The organism is Pseudomonas mosselii (assembly GCF_005796105.1).
GTDB lineage: Bacteria > Pseudomonadota > Gammaproteobacteria > Pseudomonadales > Pseudomonadaceae > Aquipseudomonas > Aquipseudomonas mosselii_C.
Genome location: NZ_VAUO01000002.1, coordinates 593887 through 606655, shown reverse-complemented (window position 1 = coordinate 606655; position 12769 = coordinate 593887). Strand labels below are relative to the sequence as shown.

Annotated in this window: 19 protein-coding genes; 9 read left to right on the top strand and 10 right to left on the bottom strand. The window is 61.8% G+C overall.

What is annotated here, in order from left to right; genetic code table 11:
* Positions 1-22: 22 nt before the first annotated feature.
* The 3 genes from FEM01_RS07755 to FEM01_RS07745 are packed head-to-tail and all read left to right on the top strand — an operon-like array spanning position 23 to position 2002.
* The gene (locus FEM01_RS07755; RefSeq protein WP_138218846.1) at positions 23-484 is read left to right on the top strand and encodes a hypothetical protein; all 462 of its coding nucleotides are present in this window, start codon (positions 23-25) and stop codon (positions 482-484) included.
* Between the two features lies 1 nt (position 485).
* On the top strand, positions 486-1097 hold the full coding sequence (locus tag FEM01_RS07750; RefSeq protein WP_138218845.1) for a superoxide dismutase: 612 nt from the start codon (positions 486-488) through the stop codon (positions 1095-1097).
* Between the two features lie 11 nt (positions 1098-1108).
* Positions 1109-2002 carry a ZIP family metal transporter gene (locus FEM01_RS07745; RefSeq protein ID WP_138218844.1) on the top strand — a complete coding sequence of 298 codons (894 nt, stop codon included), beginning with the start codon at positions 1109-1111 and terminating at the stop codon, positions 2000-2002.
* A gap of 109 nt (positions 2003-2111) precedes the next feature.
* Here FEM01_RS07745 and FEM01_RS07740 read toward each other — a convergent pair whose 3' ends face one another.
* The 10 genes from FEM01_RS07740 to FEM01_RS07695 form a co-directional block, all read right to left on the bottom strand.
* A complete protein-coding gene (locus tag FEM01_RS07740; RefSeq protein WP_138218843.1) occupies positions 2112-2384 on the bottom strand; it encodes an HPr family phosphocarrier protein in 273 nt (90 codons plus the stop codon).
* A 20-nt stretch (positions 2385-2404) separates the two neighbouring features.
* Positions 2405-3259, bottom strand: coding sequence for an RNase adapter RapZ (gene rapZ, locus FEM01_RS07735; RefSeq protein WP_138218842.1), 855 nt, complete (start codon positions 3257-3259; stop codon positions 2405-2407).
* 2 nt (positions 3260-3261) lie between these two features.
* Entirely contained in the window at positions 3262-3726 is a 465-nt protein-coding gene (gene ptsN, locus FEM01_RS07730) for a PTS IIA-like nitrogen regulatory protein PtsN (RefSeq protein ID WP_138218841.1), read from the bottom strand.
* 12 nt (positions 3727-3738) lie between these two features.
* A complete protein-coding gene (hpf, locus tag FEM01_RS07725) occupies positions 3739-4047 on the bottom strand; it encodes a ribosome hibernation-promoting factor, HPF/YfiA family (protein WP_138218840.1) in 309 nt (102 codons plus the stop codon).
* 78 nt (positions 4048-4125) lie between these two features.
* Complete coding sequence (locus FEM01_RS07720; protein ID WP_138218839.1) at positions 4126-5619, bottom strand: RNA polymerase factor sigma-54; 1494 nt, start codon at positions 5617-5619, stop codon at positions 4126-4128.
* Positions 5620-5790: 171 nt separating this feature from the next.
* Positions 5791-6516 carry an LPS export ABC transporter ATP-binding protein gene (gene lptB / locus FEM01_RS07715; RefSeq protein WP_138218838.1) on the bottom strand — a complete coding sequence of 242 codons (726 nt, stop codon included), beginning with the start codon at positions 6514-6516 and terminating at the stop codon, positions 5791-5793.
* Positions 6517-7041: a lipopolysaccharide transport periplasmic protein LptA gene (gene lptA / locus FEM01_RS07710; protein ID WP_138218837.1), complete on the bottom strand. Its 525-nt coding sequence runs from the start codon at positions 7039-7041 to the stop codon at positions 6517-6519.
* A complete protein-coding gene (gene lptC, locus FEM01_RS07705) occupies positions 7028-7600 on the bottom strand; it encodes an LPS export ABC transporter periplasmic protein LptC (protein ID WP_138218836.1) in 573 nt (190 codons plus the stop codon). Before lptC ends, lptA begins: the two co-directional genes overlap by 14 nt.
* An 8-nt stretch (positions 7601-7608) precedes the next feature.
* Entirely contained in the window at positions 7609-8133 is a 525-nt protein-coding gene (locus tag FEM01_RS07700) for a KdsC family phosphatase (protein WP_138218835.1), read from the bottom strand.
* Positions 8134-9108: a KpsF/GutQ family sugar-phosphate isomerase gene (locus tag FEM01_RS07695; RefSeq protein WP_138218834.1), complete on the bottom strand. Its 975-nt coding sequence runs from the start codon at positions 9106-9108 to the stop codon at positions 8134-8136.
* Between the two features lie 244 nt (positions 9109-9352).
* Between FEM01_RS07695 and FEM01_RS07690 the strand changes: the two genes are divergently transcribed.
* The 6 genes from FEM01_RS07690 to FEM01_RS07665 all read left to right on the top strand — a co-directional run bounded on the left by FEM01_RS07690 (position 9353) and on the right by FEM01_RS07665 (position 12761).
* Positions 9353-10162, top strand: a complete 810-nt coding sequence (locus FEM01_RS07690) for an ATP-binding cassette domain-containing protein (protein ID WP_138218833.1) — start codon at positions 9353-9355, stop codon at positions 10160-10162.
* Positions 10162-10959, top strand: a complete 798-nt coding sequence (mlaE, locus tag FEM01_RS07685) for a lipid asymmetry maintenance ABC transporter permease subunit MlaE (RefSeq protein WP_138218832.1) — start codon at positions 10162-10164, stop codon at positions 10957-10959. The genes FEM01_RS07690 and mlaE overlap by 1 nt, the downstream gene beginning before the upstream one ends.
* Positions 10959-11444, top strand: coding sequence for an outer membrane lipid asymmetry maintenance protein MlaD (gene mlaD / locus FEM01_RS07680; protein WP_138218831.1), 486 nt, complete (start codon positions 10959-10961; stop codon positions 11442-11444). Before mlaE ends, mlaD begins: the two co-directional genes overlap by 1 nt.
* A gap of 9 nt (positions 11445-11453) precedes the next feature.
* Entirely contained in the window at positions 11454-12104 is a 651-nt protein-coding gene (locus FEM01_RS07675) for an MlaC/ttg2D family ABC transporter substrate-binding protein (RefSeq protein WP_138218830.1), read from the top strand.
* Positions 12101-12403 carry an STAS domain-containing protein gene (locus FEM01_RS07670; protein WP_138218829.1) on the top strand — a complete coding sequence of 101 codons (303 nt, stop codon included), beginning with the start codon at positions 12101-12103 and terminating at the stop codon, positions 12401-12403. Before FEM01_RS07675 ends, FEM01_RS07670 begins: the two co-directional genes overlap by 4 nt.
* Before the next feature lie 118 nt (positions 12404-12521).
* Positions 12522-12761, top strand: coding sequence for a BolA family protein (locus FEM01_RS07665; RefSeq protein ID WP_138218828.1), 240 nt, complete (start codon positions 12522-12524; stop codon positions 12759-12761).
* The last annotated feature ends 8 nt before the right edge of the window (positions 12762-12769 follow it).

Sequence of the window (12769 nt, the reverse complement as noted above, 5' to 3'; positions counted from 1 at the left end):
AAAACCGCCCAGGAGGCCCGTCATGCAGCACTGGAGACGCACCACGCAAACCGCCAACCGCTTGTTCGAGCAAGGCGAGCTGGTCGATGCCCGAGAACATTACCTGCAAGCGCTGGCACTGGCCCAGGTGCTGTTCGAGCGCTGGCATGACGTCGATGAGGCGGTGGCCGCGTTGGTCATCGCCCACCACAACCTGGCTGACTTGCACCTGCGCCTGAACCAGCCGCACGAGAGCGCGGACTACCTGTGCGCCGCCCACCAGCGGCTGCTCCAGGCCAGCCAGCAGGCGCGCCTGCCCCAGGCGCTGCGCGATGCCGCGCTACGCCACAGCACGCGCACCTACACCCAATTGCTGAGTTTCATCGCCGAGTACGGCCAGTACCCGCGCACCGAACGCTTGCTCAATCGTCAGGCGCCGGCTGCCAGCGAACTGCTCGCACGTACGGACTTCCCTGAACGCACACCCGCCTACGGAATTCACTGACATGCCACACACCTTGCCTGCACTGACCTACGCCTACGATGCGCTCGAACCGCACATCGACACCGCGACCATGGAAATTCACCACACCAAGCACCACCAGACTTACGTGAACGGCTTGAATGCCGCCGTCGAAGGGACCGAGTGGGCCGATTGGCCGGCCGAGAAGCTGGTCGCGGCGGTGAAGTCGCTGCCTGAGCACCTGCGCGGGGCGGTGATCAACCACGGCGGTGGTCATGCTAACCACACGTTGTTCTGGACCGTGATGTCGCCCACCGGCGGTGGCCAGCCGCAAGGCGAGTTGGCCAAGGCCATCGAGGCCAAGCTCGGTGGCTTCGATACGTTCAAGGAGGCATTCACCAAGGCTGCGTTGACCCGTTTCGGCAGCGGCTGGGCCTGGCTCAGTGTCACGCCAGGGAAGCAGTTGGTGGTGGAAAGCAGCGGTAACCAGGACAGCCCGCTGATGCACGGCAATACGCCGATCCTGGGGCTCGATGTGTGGGAGCACGCCTACTACCTCAAGTACCAGAACCGTCGTCCAGAATACATTGGCGCCTTCTACAACGTGGTCGACTGGGCTGAAGTCGAACGTCGCTACCTGCAAGCCTTGAAGTGAGTCGGACCGGTATGCGCAGTGCCGTGATGTCTGTCAGCAGTGTGCGCCTGTTCCGCCAGGCGCTTGGGACCCTGCTGTTGCTGGTCGGCAGCGCCTTGCTGCTGGCTCGCGGCATTGCCTGGCTCGATCTCGAACCCCGCATGCTACGGGCGCTGGAGGGCGGTGCACTGTGCGCGCTGGGCACGGCGTTGGGTGCGGTACCGGTTTTGGTTGTTCGCAGCATGCCGGTGGCATTGGCCGATACCCTGTTGGGCTTCGGCGCCGGGGTGATGCTGGCGGCCACCGCCTTTTCCCTGATCATTCCCGGGCTCGACGCCGCGCAGAGCATCGGCTTTAGCCCGTGGGGCGCTGGGGTGTTGATCAGCAGCGGTTTGCTGTTCGGTGCGCTGTGCCTGTTCCTGATCGACCTGAAAGTCTCCGGGGCCTCGCCTGAGGCGTTGGTGGGCTCGGCGCGGCAGCCGGTGATCGCCGCGCGGATCTGGCTGTTCGTCATTGCCATCATTGCCCATAACATCCCTGAAGGCATGGCAATTGGCGTGTCAGCAGGTGGCGGCATGGCCGATGCCGACAGCCTGGCCATTGGCATCGCCTTGCAGGATGTGCCCGAGGGACTGGTGATCGCGCTAGTGCTGGCAGGTGCGGGTATGCCGCGTTTCAAGGCATTTCTGGTTGGTGCTGCGTCCGGCTTGGTCGAGCCGCTGGCTGCGGTCGTTTGCGCATGGCTTGTGAGCATCGCCCAATTGCTGTTGCCGCTGGGGCTTGCCTGCGCTGCCGGCGCCATGTTGCTGGTGGTAACCCAGGAAATCATCCCGGAATCGCGCAGCAACGGGCACCACCGCCTGGCCAGCCTTGGGTTGTGCGTGGGGTTTTGCCTGATGATGGTGATGGATACGGCGATGTCTTGATGCGGCGCCTTCGAACGATACCGAAAACTTGGGGCCGGTTTGCGGCCCTTTCCGGCCGGTCCGGCAAGGCCTCTACAGGACTGTGCGTTGTCTTGAGCGGCCTGGCGGATTACTCGCCTTCGTCGAAGAAGTTCTCGATCAGCGCGACCAGCGCGTCCATCGCTTCGACATCCTGTTCGCCTTCGGTGAACAGGTGCACCGGGGTGCCCTTGCCTGCGGCGAGCATCATCACGGCCATGATGCTTTTACCGTCCACCAGCTTGTCCGGTGCGCGGCCTACCCGCACCTGGCAGGGGAACCGCCCGGCCACGCCGACGAACTTGGCAGCCGCGCGGGCGTGCAGGCCCAGCTTGTTGATGATGGTGATTTCGCGGGCGGGCATCGTGGGGTGGATCCTGTAGGCTAGAGGTCGCGGTGGCGGACCTGGACGTTTTTCAGGGTAGGCTGGAGCAATTGGCCAAGCCGTTCGGTGATATACACCGAGCGATGATGGCCGCCAGTGCAGCCGATGGCGATGGTGACGTAGGCGCGGTTGCTGGCCGCAAAGCGCGGCAGCCACTTGAGCAGGTAGCTGGAGATGTCCTGGAACATTTCCTCGACGTCCGGTTGGGCGGCCAGGTAGTCGATCACCGGTTGTTCGAGGCCTGAATGGTCACGCAGTTCCGGCTTCCAGTAGGGGTTGGGCAGGCAGCGCACATCGAACACCAGGTCCGCGTCCACCGGCATGCCGCGCTTGAAACCGAACGATTCCACCAGAAATGCGGTGCCTGGCTCAGGTTGGTTCAGCAGGCGCAGCTTGATCGAGTCGCGCAGTTGGTACAGGTTGAGGCTGGTAGTGTCGATCTTGAGGTCGGCAAGGTCGGCAATCGGGCCCAGCAACTCGCTTTCCACGCGGATCGCCTCGGCCAGCGAGCGGCTCTGGTTGGTCAGCGGGTGGCGGCGACGGGTTTCCGAGAAGCGCTTGAGCAGGGTGTCTTCATCAGCATCGAGGTACAACACATCGCACTGGATGTGCCGGGCGCGTGCATCTTCGAGCAGTTCCGGGAAGCGTGACAGGTGGCTAGGCAGGTTACGCGCATCGATCGAGACGGCAACCTTGGGTTGCAGTAACTCGGTGTTGATCAGCGCGTTCTCCGCCAACTGCGGCAATAACCCTGCGGGCAGGTTATCGATGCAGTAGTAGCCGTTGTCTTCCAGCACGTCGAGTGCGGTGCTCTTACCGGAGCCGGAGCGACCGCTGACGATGATCAGGCGCATGGTCAATGCTCGTTCTGTACGTCCAGGACGACCTGGAACAGGGCCTCGCTGCTGTCGGCGGCACGCAAGCGATCGCGGACCTCCTTGCGATCGAGCATGCTGGCGATTTGGCGCAGCAGTTCAAGGTGCGCATCGGTGGCGGCTTCCGGGACCAGCAGAACGAACAGCAGGTCGACCGGCGCACCGTCGATGGCGTCGTAATCGATAGGGGCTTCGAGGTGCAGCAGTGCGCTCACCGGCGCAGTGCAGCCTTCCAGCCGGCAGTGGGGAATGGCGATGCCGTTACCGAAGCCGGTGGAGCCCAGTTTTTCGCGAGCGACCAGCTTTTCGAAGACGTCCTGCATCTCCAATTCGGGCACTTGCTCGGCAATCACGGTGGCGACCTTTTCCAGGGCGCGCTTCTTACTGCCGCCCGGCACGTTCACGAGGGAACGGCCGGGGGTCAGAATGGATTCAAGTCGGATCATGGATGAGGGGGATCAGCGGGCGGCTGCGCCTTGCAGCAGACTTTGCTGTTTTTCCTTGTGTTTTTTCAGTTGACGATCGAGCTTGTCAGCCAAAGCGTCGATCGCGGCATACATGTCTTGGTGTTCAGCGTTGGCGACTACTTCGCCACCGGGAATCTGGAGGGTTGCTTCAACCTTCTGCTGCAGCTTCTCGACTTTCATGATCACCGTGACGTTGGTGATCTTGTCGAAATGCCCTTCCACGCGGGCGAGCTTCTCGAGCACATAATCGCGCAGTGGTTGGGTGACTTCTACATGCTGGCCACTGATGTTGACTTGCATACAGCTTCTCCTTTGTTGCCCGTGCATAAAGAGGCAGGTGTTACACCTGCCACTGAAACGCTGTGGCACATCCCGGGGCTACATCAGCCGCTTGCGTTCGCTCGAAGGGGCGATACCTAAAGACTCGCGGTACTTGGCGACGGTGCGGCGGGCCACCTGGATGCCTTGTGCCTCCAGTAAACCAGCGATCTTGCTGTCACTCAATGGCTTTTTCTGATTTTCCGCTGCGACCAGTTTCTTGATGATTGCGCGGATCGCCGTGGACGAGCATTCGCCGCCTTCGGCGGTGCTCACGTGGCTCGAGAAAAAGTACTTCAGTTCGTAGATGCCACGCGGCGTGTGCATGTACTTCTGGGTGGTGACCCGGGAGATGGTCGATTCGTGCATGCCCACCGCCTCGGCGATGTCATGCAGCACCAGGGGCTTCATCGCTTCGTCGCCGTGATCGAGGAAACCGCGTTGGTGCTCGACGATCTGCGTGGCCACCTTCATCAGCGTTTCGTTGCGGCTCTGCAGGCTCTTGATGAACCAACGCGCCTCTTGCAGCTGGTTGCGCATGAACGTGTTGTCAGCGCTGGTGTCGGCGCGTCGTACGAAACCGGCGTACTGCGGGTTGACCCGCAGGCGTGGAATGGCTTCCTGGTTGAGTTCGACCAACCAGCGATCGCTGTCCTTGCGCACGATCACATCCGGCACCACGTATTCGGGCTCGCTGGACTCGATCTGCGAACCTGGGCGTGGATTGAGCGTCTGGACCAGTTCGATGACCTGGCGCAGCTCGTCTTCCTTGAGCTTCATGCGGCGCATCAGCTGGCTGTAGTCGCGGCTGCCGAGCAGGTCGATGAAATCGGTGACAAGACGCTGGGCCTCGGCCATCCAGGGCGTTGAGGCGGGCAACTGGCGCAGTTGCAGCAGCAGGCATTCGCCCAGGGTGCGCGCGCCGATACCGGCAGGCTCGAATTGCTGGATGCGGTGCAGCACCGCCTCGACCTCGTCCAGTTCGATATCCAGCTCCGGGTCGAAACCTTCGCAGATTTCCTCGAGGGTGTCTTCCAGGTAGCCCTGGCTGTTGATGCTGTCGATCAGGGTGACAGCGATCAGGCGATCAGTGTCGGACATCGGGGCCAGGTTCAGTTGCCACAGCAGGTGGCTTTGCAGGCTTTCGCCGACCGAGGTACGGGTGGTGAAGTCCCACTCGTCATCGTCGTTGCTGGGCAGGCTGCTAGCGCTGGTCTGGTAGATGTCTTCCCAGGCCGTGTCGACTGGCAGTTCGTTGGGAATGCGTTCGGCCCACTCGCCTTCTTCAAGGTTTTCCGTACTGCTGGCGGTTTCCTGGAAGGAGTTGTCCTGGACTTCGGAGGCCGGTTTGTTCTCGACGTTGTCCGCCATCGGATCGCTGTTGTCGAAATCGTCGCCGTCTTCCTGACGTTCGAGCATCGGATTGGACTCCAGCGCTTCCTGGATCTCTTGCTGGAGGTCCAGGGTAGAAAGCTGGAGCAGACGGATGGCCTGTTGCAACTGCGGGGTCATCGTCAGTTGCTGGCCCATTTTTAGGACGAGCGATGGTTTCATGGCAGGGGCTTAATACCTTGTTCGCCGGCGCGCATGCGCCATCTACTACGTAGGGCGCGTGGGCGCCGATTTTAAGCAAGTTATATGCCTGAAAATGCAGCGTTTGCCTAGAGTACTGTAACACTTAAACCCTGATCGGGCGCCTGCGCCAGTGCTCCAGGCGGGCCTGGGTCAGAGGCGGAACTCATGCCCCAAGTAGACTTCCTTGACCAACTGGTTGGCTAGGATGGTCTCGGCATCGCCTTCGGCGATCAACTGGCCGTCGTTGACGATATAGGCGGTCTCGCAGATGTCCAAGGTTTCGCGAACGTTGTGGTCGGTGATCAGTACGCCGATGCCCTTGTTCTTGAGGTGGTGGATGATCTGCTTGATGTCGCCCACGGAAATCGGGTCGACGCCGGCGAACGGTTCGTCCAGCAGGATGAACTTTGGCGCCGTTGCCAGGGCGCGGGCGATCTCGACGCGGCGGCGCTCACCGCCGGACAGGCTCATGCCGAGGTTGTCGCGGATGTGGCTGATGTGGAACTCCTGCAGCAGGCCTTCGAGTTCCTTGCGCCGACCTTCGCGGTCCAGATCCTTGCGGGTTTCGAGGATCGCCATGATGTTGTCGGCCACCGACAGCTTGCGGAAGATCGACGCTTCTTGTGGCAGGTAGCCGATACCCGCTTGGGCACGGCCGTGCATCGGCTGGTGGCTGACGTCATGGTTGTCGATCAGCACGCGGCCCTGGTCGGCTTGGACCAGCCCTACGATCATGTAGAAACAGGTGGTCTTGCCGGCGCCGTTGGGGCCGAGCAGGCCGACGATCTGGCCACTGTCGATGGACAGGCTGACGTCGCGCACGACTTGTCGGCCCTTGTAGCTCTTGGCCAGGTGCTGGGCTTTGAGGGTTGCCATTTACTCGGCCTTTTTCTTCGGTTGGATCACCATGTCGATGCGCTGACGTGGTGCGGTCACGTTGCCACCGCGACCAGCGGTCGCCACCTGGGTCTTGGTGTTGTAGACGATCTTCTCGCCTTCGGTGGTGTTGCCTTCGTTCTCGACTTTGGCGCGATCGGTCAGCACTACCAGGTCTTTCTGGGCCTGGTACTGGATGGTCACGGCCCAGCCTTTCATCTTGTCGGGCTTGGCAGTGCTCTGCTGTTGCTCGAAGTAGGCCAGGTTGCCCACCGAGGTTACCACGTCGATGTCGCCATTGGCGGCGCGGGTCATGGTCACGGTGTTGCCTTTGATCATCATCGAGCCTTGGGTGATGATCACGTCGCCGGTATAGGTGGCCACGCCTTGCTTGTCGTCCAGATGGGCGTTGTCCGCCTGGATGCGAATCGGCTGGTCACGGTCGTTCGGCAGGGCGAAGGCGCTCGCGCTTCCCAGTGCTACGCCCAGGCTGAGCAGAAGGGGGATGGTTTTAACGAGCCTCATACTGTCCTCTTACGTTAGAGAGCAGGTCCATCCTGCCTTCTTTCAAATACGCTTTCATTCCTTTGCCCGTGGTCGTGCCACCGGCGCCGTCGATTCTAACGGCTTGCTCGGTCTGCGCATATTCCTTCTGCGGGAACACGGTCATGCGGGTAGTGGTGATGATGGTTTCGCGTTTTTTCTCATCGGTACGCGCCACGCGTACCGCATCGATCAGCTCGACCTCGGTGCCGTCCGGGTTGACCTCGGCGGTCTTGCTCTGCACGTGCCAGGGGAACTGGGTGCCACGGTACAGGTGCAGGTCGGGCGTGGTCACCACGGTGACTTCGCTGGCCTTCATGTGCTCGACCTTGTCGGCGGTCATCTCGTACTGCAGTTGGCCTTCGGGGGTGAACTGCACGCTATGGGCGTTGATCGCGTAGTAGTCGATGGCGCTTTCGTCGACCTGCGCGGTCGGCTTGTCGAGGAAGCTCTCGGGGCTGACATTCCAGTAGCCGACCGCCACCAGGATGGCAGCGATAGCTGTGAAAAGCGCAATGTTCTTGACCTTCTTGCTGAACATGGGCGGCCTTACAGGTAGTGAGCGTTGGCAGCGTCCAGGGTGCCCTGGGCCTGCATGATCAGTTCGCAGAACTCGCGCGCGGCGCCTTCGCCGCCACGTGCCTGAGTCACGCCATGTGCGTGCTCGCGTACGAACGGCGCGGCGTTGTTTACGGCCATGCCCAGGCCCACCCGGCGAATCACCGGAAGATCTGGCAGGTCGTCGCCCAAGTAAGCGACCTGGTCATAGCTTAGATTGAGTTCGGTCAACAGGCCGTCGAGTACCACCAGTTTGTCCTCGCGCCCCTGGAACAGGTGCGGGATGCCGAGGTTCTTGGCACGGCGCTCGACCACCGGTGTCTTGCGCCCGCTGATGATCGCGGTGGTCACGCCCGAGGCCATGAGCATCTTGATGCCGTGGCCGTCGAGGGTATTGAAGGTCTTGAACTCGCTGCCGTCTTCGAGAAAGTACAGGCGCCCATCGGTGAGCACGCCGTCGACATCGAACACCGCCAGCTTGATGGCCTTGGCGCGTTGAATCAGGTCTTGGTTCATTTACATCACTCCGGCGCGCAGCAGGTCGTGCATGTTCAGGGCGCCGGTGGGGCGGTCGGCCTGATCGACCACTACGAGGGCGCTGATCTTGTGGTCTTCCATGATTTTCAGTGCCTCGGCGGCGAGCATCTCGGCGCGGGCGGTCTTGCCGTGAACGGTCATGACCTCGTCGATGAGGGTCGTGTGCACGTCGATGTTGCGGTCCAGGCTTCGGCGCAGGTCGCCGTCGGTGAAGACGCCGGCCAGGCTGCCGTCCTGCTCCAGTACCACAGTCATGCCCAAACCTTTGCGAGACATTTCAAGCAAGGCGTCCTTGAGCAGGGTGCCGCGCTGTACCTGGGGCAGTTCGTCGCCAGCGTGCATGACGTTCTCGACTTTCAGCAGCAGGCGGCGGCCCAGTGCCCCACCGGGGTGGGAGAACGCGAAGTCCTCGGCGGTGAAACCGCGGGCTTCAAGTAGGGCGATGGCCAGGGCATCACCGAGCACCAGTGCAGCGGTGGTGGAGGAGGTCGGCGCCAGGTTCAGCGGGCAGGCTTCCTGCGCCACGCGGGCGTCGAGGTTGACCTCAGCGGCCTGGGCCAGGGCGGAGTCGGGGTTGCCGGTGAGGCTGATCATCTGGATGCCCAGGCGCTTGATCAGTGGCAGCAGGGTGACGATCTCGGCGGTGCTGCCGGAGTTGGACAGGGCGAGGATCACGTCGTCGCGGGTGATCATGCCCATATCGCCGTGGCTGGCCTCGGCCGGGTGCACGAAGAACGACGGCGTGCCGGTGCTGGCCAGGGTGGCGGCGATCTTGTTGCCGATATGCCCCGACTTGCCCATGCCGACCACCACCACGCGGCCCTTGCTGGCCAGGATCAGCTCGCATGCCTTGACGAAATTGTCGTCGATGCGGGCCAGCAGGCCCTCTACGGCTTCGAGTTCCAGGCGCAAGGTGCGCTGGGCGGATTGGATCAGCTCGCTGGATTGGCTCATGTCGAAAACGCAATGCCTGATGAAAAGGCGGCGATTATAGCCGCAATGTGACGAACGCTCACCTCCTGCATTGATCCAAGCGTGTCAGGCTTGCCTGTCTGCTGACTGAACAGGCCTGTCATGGCCTTGGGGCGGCACCTCAGCGGTGCTATAGTTCGCCGCTATTCGGCCTACCGGGGAACCTGTGTGCCTTCAATAAGGAGGCAGGCGTCCACGGAGCAGGGCTGCACTGCAAGGAGTCTAGATGAGTGTGGATAGCGCCTACGCGGTCGAGTTGAAGGGCGTCACCTTCAAGCGCGGTTCGCGCAGCATTTTCAGTAACGTGGACATCCGCATTCCGCGCGGCAAGGTCACCGGCATCATGGGGCCATCGGGCTGCGGCAAGACTACCTTGCTGCGTCTGATGGGCGCGCAGTTGCGCCCGGCGGGTGGCGAAGTCTGGGTCAACGGGCAGAATTTGCCCGCATTGTCGCGCAGCGACCTGTTCGATGCCCGCAAGCAGATGGGCGTGTTGTTCCAGAGCGGCGCGCTGTTCACTGACCTCGACGTGTTCGAGAACGTGGCCTTCCCGCTGCGCGTGCACACCCAGTTGTCGGACGAAATGATCCGCGACATCGTGCTGATGAAATTGCAGGCTGTGGGTCTGCGCGGTGCCATCGACCTGATGCCCGATGAACTCTCCGGTGGCATGAAGCGCCGGGTGGCGCTGGCCCGCGCCATTGCACTGGACCCGCAGATCCTCATGTACGACGAGCCGTTCGTTGGTCAGGATCCGATCGCCATGGGCGTGTTGGTCCGCCTGATCCGCCTGCTCAACGATGCCCTCGGCATCACCAGTATCGTGGTATCGCATGATCTGGCCGAGACCGCCAGTATCGCCGACTACATTTACGTGGTCGGCGACGGCCAGGTGCTGGGGCAGGGCACACCTGACGAGTTGATGGGCTCGGACAATCCGCGTATCCGCCAGTTCATGAAAGGCGACCCGGATGGCCCGGTGCCGTTCCATTTCCCTGCGCCTGACTACCGCGCCGATCTGCTGGGGGCGCGTTGATGCGCAGAAAATCCATACTCGAACGTATTCGCCTGTTCGGTCGTGCTGCCATCGACGTGCTCGCCGTGCTGGGGCGCTCGTGCCTGTTCCTGGGCCACGCCCTGGGTGGGCGCAGTGGTATCGGCGGTGGTTTCCAACTGCTGGTCAAACAGTTGTATTCGGTCGGTGTGCTGTCGCTGGCGATCATCGTCGTCTCGGGCGTGTTCATCGGCATGGTGCTGGCCCTGCAGGGCTACAGCATCCTGACCAAGTACGGCTCGGAGCAGGCCGTGGGCCAGATGGTTGCGCTGACGCTGTTGCGTGAACTGGGCCCGGTGGTCACCGCGCTGCTGTTCGCTGGCCGTGCAGGGTCTGCGTTGACCGCCGAAATCGGCAACATGAAGTCCACCGAGCAGCTGTCGAGCCTGGAAATGATCGGCGTCGACCCGCTCAAGTACATCGTCGCCCCGCGCCTGTGGGCCGGCTTCGTCTCGTTGCCCTTGCTGGCGCTGATCTTCAGCGTGGTGGGCATTTGGGGCGGGTCGTGGGTCGCCGTGGACTGGCTGGGCGTTTACGAAGGCTCGTTCTGGGCCAACATGCAGAACAGTGTTTCTTTCACCGACGACGTGCTCAATGGGCTGATCAAGAGCCTGGTATTCGCCTTCGTCGTGACCTGGATCGCCGTATTCCAGGGGTATGACTGCGAACCCACCTCAGAAGGGATCAGTCGTGCCACCACCAAGACCGTGGTCTATGCCTCGTTGGCAGTCCTGGGTCTGGACTTTATTCTGACCGCCTTGATGTTTGGAGATTTCTGATGCAAAACCGCACCCTGGAAATCGGTGTCGGCCTGTTCCTGCTGGCCGGGATCCTGGCGCTGCTGCTGCTGGCACTGCGTGTCAGCGGCCTGTCGGCCAGCCCGAGCAACGATACGTACAAAGTTTATGCGTACTTCGACAATATTGCCGGTTTGACTGTCAGAGCTAAGGTGACCATGGCCGGTGTGACGATCGGCAAGGTCACGGCGATCGATCTGGACCGTGATTCGTACACCGGTCGGGTGACGCTGCAACTGGACAAGAAGATCGACAACCTGCCGACCGACTCCACTGCCTCGATCCTGACCGCCGGCCTGCTGGGCGAGAAGTACATTGGTATCAGCGTGGGCGGCGAAGATACGGTCCTCAAGGACGGCGGCACCATCCACGACACGCAGTCGGCGCTGGTGCTGGAAGATCTGATTGGCAAGTTCCTGCTCAACTCGGTGGGCAAGGAACCGAAAGAAGCACAACCGGCTAATTAAGGAGTCTCCATGATTTCTATCCTGCGACGTGGCCTGCTGGTCCTGCTGGCGGCCTTCCCTCTGTTCGTCATGGCGGCACCGCAGTCAGCTCGTGACGTGATCCAGGGCACCACCAACGAGTTGCTGAGTGACCTGAAGGCGAACAAGGAGCAGTACAAGAGCAATCCCCAGGCCTTTTACGATGCACTCAACCGCATCCTTGGCCCGGTAGTGGATGCCGACGGTATTTCCAAGAGCATCATGACCGTCAAGTATTCGCGCAAGGCCACGCCTGAGCAGATGCAGCGCTTTCAGGAGAACTTCAAGCGCAGCCTGATGCAGTTCTATGGCAACGCGCTGCTGGAGTACAACAACCAGGGCATCACCGTTGACCCGGCCAAGGCCGAGGACGGCGATCGCGCCAGTGTCGGCATGAAGGTCACCGGCAATAACGGAGCGGTCTACCCGGTCCAGTACACCTTGCAGAACCTCGGTGGCGAGTGGAAAGTGCGCAACGTGATCGTCAACGGCATCAACATCGGCAAGCTGTTCCGTGACCAGTTCTCCGACGCCATGCAGCGCAATGGCAACGACCTGGACAAGACCATCGACGGCTGGGCCGGCGAGGTGGCCAAGGCCAAGCAAGCTGCCGATAGCTCGCCGGATAAGGAAGTCAAATGACCGAGGCTGTCGTGAGCATGGCCGAGCCAGGTGTTCTGCGTCTGGCCGGTGTGCTGGACTACCGCAGTGGCCCGGCCTTGCGCAAGCAGGGCAAGGCGTTGATCGCCGGCAGTGGCGAGCCACGTCTGGTGCTCGATTGCAGTGCGGTGGCCAAGTCGAGCAGTGTGGGCCTGTCGTTGTTGCTGGCGTTCATGCGTGACGCCCAGGCAGCCGGCAAGACCTGCGAAGTGCGCGGCATGCCCAGCGACATGCGCGAAATCGCCGAGGTCTATGACCTCGATGAAGTGCTGGCAGGCTGATGGCCTGTCGCAAGGTGAAGGCCCCTCGGTCAGCGCGCCCCGTCTTGGGCTTCGCAGGCGAGGGGCTTTTTTGTATGATGGCCGACCCGCGCGCGTTGGGCGCCGATCGAGGTTGAGCATGCAGGCCGTAGAAGTCAAAAGCTTTCTGGAAGAAAAATTGCCGGGAACCCGGGTCGAAGTTGAAGGCGAAGGCTGCAACTTCCAGTTGAACGTGATCAGCGACGAGCTGGCCGGCCAGAGCCCGGTCAAGCGTCAGCAGGCGATCTATGCTCACCTCAATCCGTGGATCGCCAACGGCGCCATCCACGCGGTAACCATGAAATTCTTCAGCAGCGCAGCCTGGGCTGAGCGCATCTGAGCCAACTT

Bases quoted from the DNA above. Each gene is read 5' to 3' on its own strand.
- FEM01_RS07720 (WP_138218839.1), bottom strand. From the start codon at position 5,619: ATGAAACCATCGCTCGTCCTAAAAATGGGCCAGCAACTGACGATGACC.
- FEM01_RS07690 (WP_138218833.1), top strand. From the start codon at position 9,353: ATGAGTGTGGATAGCGCCTACGCGGTCGAGTTGAAGGGCGTCACCTTC.
- mlaE (WP_138218832.1), top strand. From the start codon at position 10,162: ATGCGCAGAAAATCCATACTCGAACGTATTCGCCTGTTCGGTCGTGCT.
- lptC (WP_138218836.1), bottom strand. From the start codon at position 7,600: ATGTTCAGCAAGAAGGTCAAGAACATTGCGCTTTTCACAGCTATCGCT.
- FEM01_RS07740 (WP_138218843.1), bottom strand. From the start codon at position 2,384: ATGCCCGCCCGCGAAATCACCATCATCAACAAGCTGGGCCTGCACGCC.
- ptsN (WP_138218841.1), bottom strand. From the start codon at position 3,726: ATGATCCGACTTGAATCCATTCTGACCCCCGGCCGTTCCCTCGTGAAC.
- FEM01_RS07745 (WP_138218844.1), top strand. From the start codon at position 1,109: ATGCGCAGTGCCGTGATGTCTGTCAGCAGTGTGCGCCTGTTCCGCCAG.
- rapZ (WP_138218842.1), bottom strand. From the start codon at position 3,259: ATGCGCCTGATCATCGTCAGCGGTCGCTCCGGCTCCGGTAAGAGCACC.
- FEM01_RS07750 (WP_138218845.1), top strand. From the start codon at position 486: ATGCCACACACCTTGCCTGCACTGACCTACGCCTACGATGCGCTCGAA.
- FEM01_RS07665 (WP_138218828.1), top strand. From the start codon at position 12,522: ATGCAGGCCGTAGAAGTCAAAAGCTTTCTGGAAGAAAAATTGCCGGGA.
- lptB (WP_138218838.1), bottom strand. From the start codon at position 6,516: ATGGCAACCCTCAAAGCCCAGCACCTGGCCAAGAGCTACAAGGGCCGA.
- FEM01_RS07755 (WP_138218846.1), top strand. From the start codon at position 23: ATGCAGCACTGGAGACGCACCACGCAAACCGCCAACCGCTTGTTCGAG.
- mlaD (WP_138218831.1), top strand. From the start codon at position 10,959: ATGCAAAACCGCACCCTGGAAATCGGTGTCGGCCTGTTCCTGCTGGCC.
- lptA (WP_138218837.1), bottom strand. From the start codon at position 7,041: ATGAGGCTCGTTAAAACCATCCCCCTTCTGCTCAGCCTGGGCGTAGCA.
- FEM01_RS07675 (WP_138218830.1), top strand. From the start codon at position 11,454: ATGATTTCTATCCTGCGACGTGGCCTGCTGGTCCTGCTGGCGGCCTTC.
- FEM01_RS07700 (WP_138218835.1), bottom strand. From the start codon at position 8,133: ATGAACCAAGACCTGATTCAACGCGCCAAGGCCATCAAGCTGGCGGTG.
- FEM01_RS07670 (WP_138218829.1), top strand. From the start codon at position 12,101: ATGACCGAGGCTGTCGTGAGCATGGCCGAGCCAGGTGTTCTGCGTCTG.
- hpf (WP_138218840.1), bottom strand. From the start codon at position 4,047: ATGCAAGTCAACATCAGTGGCCAGCATGTAGAAGTCACCCAACCACTG.
- FEM01_RS07695 (WP_138218834.1), bottom strand. From the start codon at position 9,108: ATGAGCCAATCCAGCGAGCTGATCCAATCCGCCCAGCGCACCTTGCGC.